Origin of the sequence: Sediminispirochaeta bajacaliforniensis DSM 16054 (assembly GCF_000378205.1) — a bacterium.
In the GTDB taxonomy this organism is placed as follows: Bacteria; Spirochaetota; Spirochaetia; order DSM-16054; family Sediminispirochaetaceae; genus Sediminispirochaeta; species Sediminispirochaeta bajacaliforniensis.
This window is the reverse complement of sequence record NZ_KB899408.1, coordinates 83,332-96,719: the sequence shown is the minus strand read 5'-3', so window position 1 is coordinate 96,719 and position 13,388 is coordinate 83,332. Positions and strand designations below refer to the sequence as shown.

General features: G+C 50.7%; 12 protein-coding genes. 2 read left to right on the top strand and 10 right to left on the bottom strand.

Annotated features, from left to right (window positions below; translation table 11 throughout):
* Nucleotide 1 precedes the first annotated feature (1 nt).
* The 5 genes from F459_RS0103755 to F459_RS0103735 form a co-directional block, all read right to left on the bottom strand.
* Nucleotides 2–610 (bottom strand): hypothetical protein, encoded by a 609-nt coding sequence (locus F459_RS0103755; RefSeq protein WP_026294874.1) that lies wholly within the window; start codon nucleotides 608–610, stop codon nucleotides 2–4.
* A 32-nt stretch (nucleotides 611–642) separates the two neighbouring features.
* Complete coding sequence (locus tag F459_RS0103750; RefSeq protein WP_020611398.1) at nucleotides 643–1,350, bottom strand: FadR/GntR family transcriptional regulator; 708 nt, start codon at nucleotides 1,348–1,350, stop codon at nucleotides 643–645.
* A gap of 138 nt (nucleotides 1,351–1,488) precedes the next feature.
* Nucleotides 1,489–2,466: a YbgA family protein gene (locus F459_RS0103745; RefSeq protein ID WP_020611397.1), complete on the bottom strand. Its 978-nt coding sequence runs from the start codon at nucleotides 2,464–2,466 to the stop codon at nucleotides 1,489–1,491.
* 20 nt (nucleotides 2,467–2,486) lie between these two features.
* Nucleotides 2,487–4,373, bottom strand: a complete 1,887-nt coding sequence (locus F459_RS22075) for an iron-containing alcohol dehydrogenase (RefSeq protein ID WP_020611396.1) — start codon at nucleotides 4,371–4,373, stop codon at nucleotides 2,487–2,489.
* Entirely contained in the window at nucleotides 4,370–4,945 is a 576-nt protein-coding gene (locus tag F459_RS0103735; protein ID WP_020611395.1) for a hypothetical protein, read from the bottom strand. The genes F459_RS22075 and F459_RS0103735 overlap by 4 nt, the downstream gene beginning before the upstream one ends.
* A 116-nt stretch (nucleotides 4,946–5,061) precedes the next feature.
* On the opposite strand from F459_RS0103735, the gene F459_RS0103730 reads away from it, so the two are divergent.
* Nucleotides 5,062–5,751, top strand: coding sequence for a TrmH family RNA methyltransferase (locus F459_RS0103730; RefSeq protein ID WP_020611394.1), 690 nt, complete (start codon nucleotides 5,062–5,064; stop codon nucleotides 5,749–5,751).
* 95 nt (nucleotides 5,752–5,846) lie between these two features.
* Nucleotides 5,847–7,943, top strand: a complete 2,097-nt coding sequence (locus F459_RS0103725) for a HAMP domain-containing methyl-accepting chemotaxis protein (RefSeq protein ID WP_020611393.1) — start codon at nucleotides 5,847–5,849, stop codon at nucleotides 7,941–7,943.
* Between the two features lie 89 nt (nucleotides 7,944–8,032).
* Here F459_RS0103725 and F459_RS0103720 read toward each other — a convergent pair whose 3' ends face one another.
* The 5 genes from F459_RS0103720 to F459_RS0103695 form a co-directional block, all read right to left on the bottom strand.
* On the bottom strand, nucleotides 8,033–9,409 hold the full coding sequence (locus F459_RS0103720) for a GntP family permease (protein ID WP_020611392.1): 1,377 nt from the start codon (nucleotides 9,407–9,409) through the stop codon (nucleotides 8,033–8,035).
* An 88-nt stretch (nucleotides 9,410–9,497) separates the two neighbouring features.
* A complete protein-coding gene (locus F459_RS0103715) occupies nucleotides 9,498–10,661 on the bottom strand; it encodes a UxaA family hydrolase (RefSeq protein ID WP_020611391.1) in 1,164 nt (387 codons plus the stop codon).
* Nucleotides 10,658–10,975: a UxaA family hydrolase gene (locus F459_RS0103710; RefSeq protein ID WP_020611390.1), complete on the bottom strand. Its 318-nt coding sequence runs from the start codon at nucleotides 10,973–10,975 to the stop codon at nucleotides 10,658–10,660. Before F459_RS0103710 ends, F459_RS0103715 begins: the two co-directional genes overlap by 4 nt.
* Nucleotides 10,976–10,977: 2 nt before the next feature.
* Complete coding sequence (gene larA, locus F459_RS0103705; protein ID WP_020611389.1) at nucleotides 10,978–12,255, bottom strand: nickel-dependent lactate racemase; 1,278 nt, start codon at nucleotides 12,253–12,255, stop codon at nucleotides 10,978–10,980.
* A 441-nt stretch (nucleotides 12,256–12,696) separates the two neighbouring features.
* Complete coding sequence (locus F459_RS0103695; RefSeq protein ID WP_020611387.1) at nucleotides 12,697–13,383, bottom strand: GntR family transcriptional regulator; 687 nt, start codon at nucleotides 13,381–13,383, stop codon at nucleotides 12,697–12,699.
* Between the last annotated feature and the right edge of the window lie 5 nt (nucleotides 13,384–13,388).

The following is a 13,388-nucleotide window of genomic DNA, read 5'->3' as shown; positions in this document are numbered from 1 at the left end:
TCTATGGCAGAATATCCTTCTTTTCCCGGTCCCGTCCTGATTCAATCATCCGTTTCAGACCGTAAACGAGAAAGAGGGTAAGCCCTTTATCAACAAGATTGATCGGAAACCGCCCCCAGAAACCTGCCCAGAAAGGGCCTACTCCGGCGGACATGAAACCTATTATCAAATAGTCGCTGGAGTGACCGCTTATGCCATGATACAGTAGCGCCGCTATGATAGAAGAGGTCAAGGTATTTGCGAAGGCAATGATCGCTACGGCAATGACAACATCGACAACTGTGACAAAATTGTTCCGCCGAAGCAGCACATAAAAAAGGACAAGTACCACAAGATGAGAAAAAAGAAAGGGAAAGAAAGCTACCTGCCATGAAAAAAAGAGGGCTCCGATAAGATGGGTGAAAAAAGCCGTAAAAAGGGCGGGGACTACTCCATATAGCAAAGTGACTGAAAAGGATCCTATGGTATTGAGATAGAGCGGAGAATCAAAAAGCAGATTGAGACGGATCAGCAGGATATTCAAGGCAATGGCCAGGATCATGGCGATACCGGAACCTAAGATTCTCCTCACCCTGTACAGTCGATGCGCAATGATTCTCCTGGTATACATACCGGTTTTCCGACGATCACCTATCAAGGCGCCTACACTGCCTTGTTCATCGTCAATAACCCCTTCATTTCCCAGGCTGCATCTTCCCCTTTCCCTTCGACAATGTTCGCCAACAAAGCCCGATGTTTGTCGAGGATCGGACGAAGATCAAAACGCTTGCCATAAAAGCGGGAAAGAACATTGAGGAAAAGGGTTCTGAAACTGTTCATCAGCATTTGATACACGATATTTTCCCCGGCCAGGGCTATGGCGTGATGAAAAGCATAATCTGCTTCAGCAATGACTTTCCCCCTCCAATCAAGCGATTCGGCGGCCTTGACTTCCTGCCTGAGAGCGGCCTTAAGTCTGACTATGCCTTCGCTACTTCGTCGCAGGGCCGCGAGACGAGCCATCTCGGTTTCAAAAAGAAGACGCATCTCTGCCATGCCGCTGAGGATATCGGGCCGCAGAGAACCGCCTGCGTACCGAAAAAGGGAAGAGAGGAGCTCTGAGGATCCAGTGGTTCGAAAATCATTCACGATGCAGCCCCGTCTCGGAAGAATCGTGATCAATCCCCGGTTGGAAAGCTCCACCACACTTTCATGAACGACGGGCCTGCTGACCCGGAGCATATCGGCGAGCGCCCGCTCGGAGGGAAGGCGATGGCCGCTTGGGAAGTCGCCTGAGATGATACGTTCTTCAAGGTAATCGATGCACTGCTCTTTTAGGCTTTTTGCTTTACGAGGGATACAATCGCCCATGGCTCCTTCCTTCCGGAAAACGGCTGATGGTTTTTTCGTTATTGGGCCATTGTACACTGGCATACAGGGAAAAGAAAGGGGAGTGTTCCGAATATTGATGATGTCATGCTGCAGGCAGAGAGGATGTCAGATGCAGTATTATCGGTTCCTCCCTTTTCCACTATCTGTTATCTCTACAAGATCTGAGGGAAAAGGCGCTATGAGGCTTTGTTCCAACAAATAATCGTTGCCGAATCGGAGGGCCCATCCAACAAGAAGATGGACGATCGTACTTACCGGTATTCGTTCGTCACGATACTCTTCCAGTGTGTCGATGAAAAATGACCGCTCGGACGGAGAAAGTTTGTCGGAAAGACCGCCGAACGCGTGTTCAAAGGCATTGATCATGGCATTCGGTTTCGGAGGCTTGGAAAAGAGCCGACCAAGGGAAACTCGGTATTCTTCGGTCAAGCGGTCAAAGCTTTCCGATCCCGCCCGTGCCACGAGTTTTCCCATCTCCCGCATGATGCGCTGATTATATGCAAGAAAAAGCAATTTATTTGTTGTATGAAAACGCACAAGATCTTTCGCTCCGGCTCCAGGACGAAGCACAGATTCCCGAAAGGATGCAAGGGTAAAGAGAAATGTCAAAAAGTGTTCACGAATAGTGAAGTTCCTCAGTCGCCCTTCCTCTTCTATGGGACAGCCGATAAAACGATGGACAACCTCGCCACCGAAAAAACCGGTGCCGATCTTCGAAGTTCCAGGCTGATATCTGTTCGTAAAGAGTTTGACACCCCAGGGGCCGCAGGAAGGGCTCTTCGCCTTAAGGATAAAACCATCCACAGGGCCCAGAGCATCGAGATAGTCGCCAAGCCATGTCTCCATAGCGGCGGCATAGTCATTTTCCGTTGCAGGCTGATAGAGCATCCGTCGGCCCTCCTCCTCGACAACTCGAATCGGTTTACGAGGGACTCCCAGCCCGATGGCAAGTTCGGGACAAGCCGTCACGATATCGGCGTGGGATTTCAATAATTCGACGCTCCTGTCGATAATCTTCAAACCGTTGTAACGACAGGCATCAAAACCAAGGCACCGGGAAACAAACAACTTCGGCCGCGGAAAGGTTTTCTTCATATCCCTATCTTCGTCTTTTTTTATGAAGCGTGCAACGAAACGCCCTCATAGGCAGCCTTGAGAACGCGAAGGGCGTCATCGTAATCAAGTTCCTCAGGATTATAGAGCACAGATCCATCCCCCTGCGAGAGCATTGCTATGCGGGGAAGATCCTCCTCCCTTACCAAAGGATTGCCCTTCCTGTCCCGGACTTCGGAAAAGGAACGGGGATGGAGGCCTTCCGTTATGCGATGAAGCTCTTCGTTCATGCGACGGACCTCGGCAATAAGGGCAGGCCCGGCCGGCGATGAAGAGGTTCCGGTCAGGGCTTCCAGGACAGGACCCAAATCACCTCCGATACGAGAGAGGTTGTACTCGATTCCCAGGGGCAGGAGTATGGCCATAGCCATTCCGTGATGTACTCCGCATGCAGCCCCTACCGAATGCCCCAGAGTGTGGATCATACCGACCATGGAATTGGAAAAGGCAAGCCCCGCCAGGTTACTGGCCTGCGCCAATGCCGTTCTGCCGGAAACATCGTCGGGATTGGCAACCACATGTAAAAGATGTTCTCCTACAAGCGAGATCGCCGTCAGGGCATGGCGATCGCTGACAGGATTGTGCCCCAGACAAAACCATGCCTCCACGGCGTGGGTCAACGCATCCATCCCCGTAGCAGCGGTAAGAAAAGGCGGTAAGGATAAGGTCATCTCAGGATCAAGCAGGGCGATATCGGGCTGGAGGAACGGGCTGGTATAAAGTAACTTTTTCCCTTCGGCATGATCGGCAATGACCGCAACCAGGGTTGCCTCACTCCCGGTCCCACTGGTACTAGGCAGGACAACAAGGGGGGGCAGGCGGCGGTTTATCTTACCCGCTCCGGCAAAATCGGAGAGACTTTCCCCACCATAGCCGGCAAGGATATTCACCCCCTTTGCCGTATCAATAACAGAGCCACCGCCAACCGCAACGAGGGCGTCACAATGACGTTCACGGTAGAGGCTGGCAAGCCTGCGTACCGTCTCTATGTCGGAGTCGCTCGGAATGGCGGTATCGACAACAGCAGGAGGGATGCCTGCTCCGGAAAGAAGCTTCTCCACCCGTGTAGTCAAACCGGCGGCTGCCACGCCCGGATCCGAAAGCAGCATGGGCCGGGCCCCTCCTGCGTCCACAAGAAGCTCAGGCAGTCGGGAGAGAGCCCCTTGCCCCGAAACAACCCTGCCCCGGCCGGTAAATTCGAAGTATGCAGGAACCCGCTTGGCCGGGAGGATAGAAGAAGGGGCGCCGTTTGCGGCAATAGGACAAGAGGAGAGTTCCCGGACGACAAGGGAGAGAGCCTGCAGGTAGCGCTTCATAACGGAGGAACGGGCCGACAAAGAACCGACCCAGAGATCGTTTCCGACGTGTGCCCACACCTGGCCATGCAAGGAACCGGAAGAGGTATCGGTCAATCGGTTCTGTTCTGCAGATAAATTATTTCCGCACCCATACCGAAACAGACGGGGATCAAGGATCGCCACATCGACATCGGCGACGGCTTCCTCACTCATATGTCCGACACCACTTCCGCGATAGCTCCCGCAAGGAAGCGCAACAACGGGAAGCGCATCCGTCCCCTGAAGGGCAACACGGCGTGCGGCCGAGAGTGCAGGAAAACCACCGACGGCAACTAACCCATCGCACTCCTGCTCCAAGAGCATATCCTTCAATCGTACCAGATCAGTATCCCCAACCGCTTCAGGCACGTATACCAGCAAAAGCTCACGGAGCTCCGTTCCTCTGCGAAGAAGACGTCGGAAAGAGGCCCCAAGCTCGGGAGAAAGCAGGAACAGGGGACGAAAAGAGCTTCTGGAGGCCAGCTCTCCAGCAAGAGTGTCCAGAGCTTTTAGGCCTGCATTGAGTTTTGTCGGGTTCCAAAAATCCTTCACCTCTTTCCCCTTCTTCCGAAAAAAGTTCCCAGATAGATCGATACTCTCAACCAAAAGAGCCCGGAGGGTTTCCGATAACGCTTGACCGCACGCCTGGCCAGGCAGCCGGGAAGCAACAGCGTCTCGAGACGGTTCAGGGCACGCACAATCGTACAGGTTTCGGGAAGCGGTCCGTCCGTTGCAAAACGATCCCTGGCCATACTGACTGCGGTACCCTCCCTGAAGGTAAAAAGCAAAACAGCAGAGGCAAGGGTTTTCACCCGCATGGTCAAGGCAAGCTTCCGCCCTCGCATCGCAGCAGCTCCTCCGAGGTAGGATGCCGTTCCATCCCCGTTTTTCGTCACAACCATGGCCGGCCCATTCCCGGCAACCTGAAGCGCAAAGCCAAAGTTCTCCGGAAGAAACTCCAATTCCTGTCGGATTTCCCTATCACGAAGGGAGGCAGAGGCAAGGGCCCGCCCTAAAAACCACAAAATGAACGAACAATAGATGCGAGAAAAGAGGCGACGTGAGGATCGTAATCGATAGAGATACAAACCTCCCCCCGCTACATGGCCGATTTCTTTATACATCGCCGCGCTCCTTTGCCAATCATGTATGTGAAAAGCCTAATTCTCAAAGGCCCCCGCGTCAATCCACCGCCTCCCGTCTTGCATCATATGGGAAAGATACGATAACGTGTTCAGCCATGAGCGAAGCAAAAAGCGACGAAGCCCTTATTGCATATCTCAAACAGTTCGTCACCACCAGGCGATGGGAACGAATAACCTCGATTCTTGAAGAGCGTACTCGATATATCACCGTCGTGCTTGAAGATATCTATCAGCCGCACAACGCCAGTGCGGTCCTTCGCAGTTGTGAAGGCTTCGGAATCCAGGATGTACATGTGATCGAAAACCGAAACCGGTTTACTATTTCCAGCGGGGTGGCACTCGGCACAAGCAGTTGGCTCGACATCCACCGCTATCGGGAAGATGGAGCAGAGAACACCCTTAAAGCCGTTCAAGCGCTAAAGGCAAAAGGATATCGGATTGTGGCAACGAGCCCTCACGCCCAAGATATCAATCTGGAAGATTTTGACATATCGGCTGGAAAGAGCGCTTTCCTTTTCGGTAATGAGCTTGAAGGAGCAAGTCAGCAGGCAATGGCCCTTGCCGACGAATTCATGAAAATCCCCATGCGCGGCTTTGTAGAAAGCTTCAATATCAGTGTCTCCTGTGCCATTGTGCTTCACCATCTCAGCTGGAAACTCCGGGAGCTTGATCCATCCCTTTGGAAACTTAATGAAGAAGAAAAAGGCCAAATTCTGCTTACCTGGCTCAGAAAGAGCATAAAAAGTGCCGATTCCTTGGAGGAACATTTCAGACAGCAGCAGTAGGCAAAGTATAAAAGCTATTAGTCTTTTTCATTGTCTTTTATTGAAAAGAACCGTACCCTTATCTACTATTATAGTGTTAGGGATAGGAGGTGGCCATGAAACTTAGCATAGCAACCAAGATCGGCGGTAGTTTTGCCATAATAATTTTATTAGCGCTCATTGTGGGGGGAGTCGGGATTTTCTCACTCGAACGCTACCGTAGTAGCGTGGAAGCGGCTACGAATGCGCATATGATCAATGAAATGATTCTCGAAGTACGCAAAACGGAAAAGAATTACCTCCTAAGAAAAAACAGTTCGGATATTGATCTGCTGAAAAAACAGATGCAGGGAATTACCTCTCTCGCCGAGGAAACCACTGCCATACTGGCGGATAAAGAAAACAAAGCACTCATGCGTGAAGTTGGCACCGGCGGGGAGGCTTATATAAAGGCGTTTGATGAGATGACTGCCAGTATCGGCAGGGAAAACCAGGCAGTAGGTGTGTGGGTCGATGTGGGTAGTATTTTCACCGATACCACCGGCAAGATACAGAAGTCGACTATAGCTCCGAGTGTCGCCGAAGCCATGCAATCCAGAGACTTCGACACTCTCATGAAATGGCAACGCATTGAAACCTATCTCGCCAATTCCGTTATTTCAAAGTTCTGGCAGGTACGCTATCACGCCCTGGCTTACGCATACACAGACAAGAGCGACGAAAAGTGGGAACAATTCAATAGGGTCATCGATGAATTCGAGGCAAATCTTACCAGATGGGAAGAGATCAGCACGGGCGAAGAGCAGATAGGCTCGGCCGTTACGGTTATCAGAAAGGCTTTAGCCGATTACCGGGAGGCCTCCCAGAATTTCAGAAACGAGTCATTAACCCAACGAAAGTTGGAACAAAGCCTTGTAGAGGCTGCACGATCAGGGCAGGATCTGATCCAAAAGGCATTGGATAATCTCGAGGCCGACAGAACCAATGCACGACTCCAGGCCCGTTCGCTTATCCTAACCTTTCTCATTATTGTCCTGCTTTTCGGTGTTATTCTAGCCATTCTCATCACCCGTTCAATAACCACGGCAATGGCTCAGGGTGTGGCATTTGCGAAGGAGATCGCAAAGGGGAACCTTAGCGCGAGGCTATCTTATAACAGCAAAGATGAAATTGGTGCTCTTGCCAATGCAATGAGAGAAATGGTGGCCAAACTCAGGGACATTGTTCAGGATGTAAACTCTGCATCGGTGGGCGTGCGAACCGGAAGTGAAGAAATCAGCAGTGCGGCTCAGCAGCTGAGTCAGGGAGCAACGGAGCAGGCATCAGCCGCCGAACAGGTCTCTTCCTCAATGGAAGAGATGAGTTCCAGTATTAAACAGAATGCCGATAATTCGACCCAGACCGAACAGATTGCGAAGAAAGTTGCCGAAGATGCGGAGACCGGTGGGAAAGCAGTATTCGAAACGGTAGCTGCAATGCGGCAAATCAGCGAAAAGATCCAGGTTATCAACGAGATCAGCCGCCAGACAAATCTTCTTGCCCTTAACGCAGCGATTGAGGCAGCAAGGGCAGGAGAACAGGGTAAAGGCTTTGCCGTAGTTGCCGCCGAGGTCCGCAAGCTGGCGGAAAGAAGCCAGAGTGCGGCTTCGGAAATTATCACTCTGACAAAGAGCAGTGTTTCCGTAGCAGAAGATGCGGGAAAACTCCTCGAACAGATCGTGCCGGAAATCAGAAAAACAGCGGATCTTGTTCAGGAGATCAGTGCTGCTTCGGGAGAACAGGATTCGGGCGCAAGCCAGATCAACCAGGCAATTATCCAGCTTGATCAGGTCATTCAGCAAAATGCAAGCTTCAGCGAAGAGTTGGCATCCATGAGCGAAGAGCTTGCCGGACAAGCTGTTAATCTTTCGGACACGATCTCCTTTTTCTCACTTACCGAGAATCGGTCCGAAACAAGGATAGAGCAGAAGAAAGCCTTGCCTTCGCCGCCTAAATCTATTCCCGCACCCAAGAAAATAAAGAAACCTGCAACTACTAAAAGAGAGCAAACAGGCATTGTCCCGGCAAAACCACAGCCTTCCCAGGCGAAAGAAAAAGCGAAGGATAAGCAGGAGACGAAGCCGGTAAAAGGTATTCCAATGTCGGCGATATTGGGAGACAAACCCGTCCCCGGAGGGCCAGATAAGCTCGATGATGACTTCGAAGAGTTTTAAGAAGGTATGAACACAAACATCGGCCCCCTATAAGAAGAGGGCCGATGTTCATTGCTTTGATACGAAACAGAACGTTTAGGATCTCCTAATCAGACGATTGCGTTCATGACAAACAGCACAACCGCCCCCATTGCGGAAAGCGAAAGAACCGCGCCAAACCAGTTCCACAACATCTCCTTTACGTCGGTAAGTCCGGTTGTTCGGTTAACCACCCAAAAGTAGCTGTCGTGAAGGTTTGTGATACCGATGGATCCGATACAGCAGGCAAGTCCTGCAATATAGGGATTCACATTGGCCATGCTAAGAAGAATAGGCGCAGAAATGGAACCTGCGGTAAGCATCCCCACGGTAGCGGATCCTGTCACTATTCTTAGGAGAAACGCCATAAGATACGGAAGTACGATGCCGGGGATGTGGGCGGCGACAAGGGCCTGTGCGATTTGGTTTCCGGCACCGCTTGCCTTCAAAACTGCACCGAGGGCCCCACCAGCTCCGGTAACAAACACAATAATACCGGCCTGTTTGATGGAATCATCAAGGACATCGACAACCTTTTTTCGTTCCATTTTGCCTGCAAGGCCGTAGATTGCAATGAGGACACCAATACCAACGGCCACAACAGGATGGCCTATGGTGCCGACGACCGTCAGCATGCCATCGCTAAAGCCGACCATCTTTCCTACCGTATTCAACAGGATGAGGACGATCGGAATAAGAATCGGGGCAAACGAGACAAAGGTACCAGGCAGGTCAGATTCGGAAACAGCGGTCTCTTCGGCCATTTCAGCCTCGGTATAGGGCCGGTCGATCAATACTGCAGAATCCTCGGGGCTGGGAAGCTTGAATAGTTTTTTGCCGATCCACTTGGCATAGAACAAGCCGGCTATCGAAATGGGGATCGCCGCGATGAGGCTGTAGAGCATAAAGACCCCGATATCCAGTTTGAAGTAGTTCGTTATGGCCAGGGGGCCAGGTGTAGGAGGAATCAACGAATGGGTAACGAGCAAAGCCGTCCCAAGGGCACAGCTGATGGTGATAAGGCTGCGCCCGGTATTCCTCGCGAGTGATTTTGCCAAAGGAGAAAGAACCACAAAGGCGGAATCACAAAATACGGGAATAGAAACAATAAAACCCGTAATCATCATTGCCACATCTTCTTTTCCTTTTCCCAAAAGCTTAATAAAGGTTACCGCCATACGTTTGGCCGCGCCGCTGATTTCGAAAATGGCTCCCATCATCACGCCGAAGCCGATGATAATACCGATACTCCCCAGGGTCCCCCCGAAACCGCTCTGGATCGCAGAAAGTACATCGGCAGGCGGCAGTCCGGCAACAAGGCCCGCAATGAGGGCACCTATAATCATCGACGGAAAGACATGAACTTTCGTTCTTGTTACGAGGTAAAGAATGAGTCCGATGGCGACAACAAGACCAATTACCACCCGTAACACGTTTGCATCTGTCATGTTGGACACTCCCATGAATTAGTAATGATAAGAAGGCCCCGGACAAAGGTCGTACGCATCTTTTGTACAGAGCCTTCTAAAAAACTTTTTAGATAACCGGGCCTAAACAATAGAAATCCATGGACTTTGTATACTTGATTGCTTCACCCTTGCTCGTTTCCCCGCAAGCCACACGCATGAGCATGTCGAAGGTCTCTTCTCCAACCTCCTCGATGGACTTTTCACCGGTTACAACCTTTCCTGCATTAATATCCATATCCTTGTCCATGCGATCATAGGTAACGGGATTACCGCATATTTTTATCACCGGAACGACAGGGAACCCCTGAGGAGCCCCTCTACCGGTGGAAAAGAGTATCACCTGGGCTCCTCCAACCGCCATACCGGATAATAGTTCGATTTCCCGGCCCGGTGAATCCTTGATCCAAAGCCCTTTTCCCGTGGGAGCTTCGGTATAGCCGATCACCCCTTCGATCGTTTTCGTTCCTGACTTCACGATTGCACCAAGGGATTTTTCCTCGATGGTGCTCAAACCTCCGGCAATATTACCCGGCGTCGGCTGCCCCTTTCTCATATCGACCCCGATCGCCTTTGCACGATTTTCCATCTCGGTAACGATTCGATCGATCTCGGAAGCGACCTTCTCGTCCTTTGCCCGCCGCTTGAGAATATGCTCGGCCCCGATGAATTCCGTGGTCTCTCCAAAGATGACGGTACCACCGAGGTCCACGATCTTATCGGCGACATAGCCGATAACAGGATTGGAAGCAACGCCGGAAGTGGTATCCGAGGCGCCGCATTTGATCCCCATGACGAAATTCGACATATCGATTTCGGTCCGCTGGCAACCGGAAATCTGCCTAATAAGCTTCTGAGCCTTGTCGATCCCGGCCTGGATCGCCGCACTGGTGCCTCCCAGCTCCTGGATATTGATCCGCTCCACCGGTTTTCCCGTAGCGCGAATTTCCGCTTCTAAGCGATCGGTATCCACACCTTCGCAACCGAGGCTCACGATCAGGGCCGCACCTACATTGGGGTTTTCGCCTATCTTGATAAGACAATTGGTCACCCGCTCGAGGTCGGGAGGTGTCTGGCAACACCCCTGATGGTGGATGATCCCCTGAGTCATAACGGTATTGTGTACGATGCTCTCAACAACCTCGTTTGCACATACCACCGAAGGAATAACGGCGACATGATTGCGAACACCGACCTTTCCGTCTTTCCTGCGATATCCCATATAACTACTCATTTTTTTGCCCCTTCCTTTGTCCAGTCGCCACGGCCCCGGATGCTGTCGATATTGTGTATATGCACATGCTCCCCCACGGCGATATCCCTGGTGGCAATACCAATCTCTTCGCCATACTTGGTCACCTGTTCACCCACCTTGATGGGAGAGAGGGCAATCTTATGCCCGAAAGGAATATCATTCAGTACCTTCACCTCGCTGCTGCCGCCTTTCTTGTCTATGACCATGACAAGGGTTTCAGCCTTGGCAGTATCGAAAAGCGTTGCCACATTATCCAAGGGATGATTCTGAATCGCTTTTACCTGTTCCTGCATTGCTAAGATCTCCTTACAATTACGCCGACGCCATCGGGAATCACCGTAACGGAGGCATCCTTTCCCTTGAGGGCAAGGGCCTTATCCAGTGCTTCCTCGACGGTTCCTGCGTAGATAAAATTCATCTGCTCAACCCGGGACCGTTCCAGTCCCTGGCTTACCAGAATGATGTCGTATTTGATAAGCGCATCGGCAAAGCGTTGTGCACACCACTGCTCGGAAATGGTCTTCTCCGGAGGGGTCGCCAGTATCGATTCAAGCAACTGCGAAGGTGGCGCGGAGAGCATAAGACGACCGAAATTTTCACCTCCCAATCCCTCGGAACAGGCGGCGACGAGAATGATAACGCCCCCCTCTTTCGCGCAGGCACGTGCCGCATCAAGCCCCTTAGGGCATTGATAGAGGTTCTGGTCCAGGGGATAACCGCCGTTGCTTGTAATAACGATATCGGCAGGGGCAGCATCAACCCCACAACTTGAAAGCAAATGGGCACAACCGGCCCGGTGGGCCTGATCCACATCTCCAAAGAATGCGGCACTCACCTTCTTCTTCTCGTCGAGCAGAACATTGAGGATACAGGCAAGGCCGGCAAGTCTCGCCGCCTTGATCATATCCTCATGGATCGGATTACCGTCGAGCACACCGGTGGCACTCATGGGATGCTGGATGGCCTTGGCACTATGATTGATATTGACGCACTCCTGAGAGGCGATCCCAGGCAAGACACTCTTTCTGCCGCCGGAAAAGCCGGCGAAGAAATGGGGTTCGATAAAGCCCTCGGCCACAAGAAGGTCGGCCTCCACCGCAATTCTGTTGATCTCGCATTTACTCCCCGAAGGAAGGGTACCGAGATTCACAAACTGCGTTTTCTCAAAGGCATCGTGGTTGATAATCTTTTCACGCTCCACAATCTCTTTGCCAAAGCGGTCGATCATTTCTTCCCTCGTCATGCCTCGGTGAAGTCCCGTTGCAATAATGATCGTGATATCGGCCGAGGGATTACCCTTCCGTATCTCATCAAGAAGAAGAGGCATGGTAATCCCACTCGGTACCGCTCTGGTATGGTCACTGGTGATGATTACAACCCTGTCCTTCCCTTCGGCCATTTCGGAAAGGCGCTTTGTCCCGATAGGGTGCTCCAAAGCACGTTTCACAAGCTCCGATTCATTTATAACACTTCCTTCTTCTTGGTGCTGCGGAGTAAGAAGAGCCTTTATATGAAGATCCGAGACGTCGACCTTGAGGGTTTTCTTATCATATGGAAGATGAATCGTTTTCATGCACACAAAACCTCGATGCGTATTATTTATAATGTATTATGTATACATAATACATGTAATCTCTATTTTGTCAAAGTTTTTCTCAAAAAAGATCTACAAAACGAAAGAAATTTCAAAAATAAAAATGATGAGTGGCCTTTTTGTAGTGTTCGGAATCCTGAAAAAGGATGTTGCTAAGCAAACCCTCGAATTAGCCTTTACCATTGCGCAGCATTACTCACACATGCTCTTCGATTCCAGTTAGGAACATCAATCCCGTCGGAAGAGATAGAAACCGTAACACAAAACGTGATACGGACCATGGAACCGTACAGGAATTTTATCTTGAGCACCGGTTACGACCTTCCGCCTGCCCCACCCATGCACAATAAAGGTCTTTATTAAGGCAGGAAAAAACTGTTCAAAACAGCAAATGACGCAAAAATAAGGGGGTTGCAGTGGTTATGAAGAGATGGAAGCCGGTTCTTTTTTTTCTTTCAGATGGCGAAGGATCGCTTCCTTGGCAAGCGTGAGATGTCTACTGCACAACTCCACCGCTGCTTTGGAATCGAGACGCAGGATAGCATCAACGATATCGGTATGTTCTTCGATAGAATCGTAAAAACGATTTGGACTAGATAATGCAAAAACACGAAAGGGATTAATGAGCATAGAAACCTTATCCAGGGCCTCTTTTATCACCTTGTTACCGGATACTACCACAATATATTCGTGGAATTCCGAATCAATCCTCATATAGTCACCTAACTGATCTATATTCGAATAAGTTTTGAAAGCGATTCGAAACTGGCTAAGGCGACCCTTAATTTCATCATTGAAGTGATCGATAACCTTTCTAACAGCATACTGCTCAACGATAAGGCGAAATTCGTAGGCTTCAATGATATCGCGTTCGCCCAATCTGCGTACACAGACGCTTTTGTTCGGAATACTTTCCAGAAGCCCCTCTCCAATCAAGCGCGTAATAGCACTGCGAACCGGTGAACGGCTGACGTTAAGTTCCTTGGCAATCTGAAGTTCCTGAATACGCTGTCCAGGTTCCAAGGTCCCGTTTACAATGTTTTCTTTGAGTACCTCATAGACCTGATCCATGATTGTGGAAATGATCCGCTCTTTTTCCAATTTCATGAAGA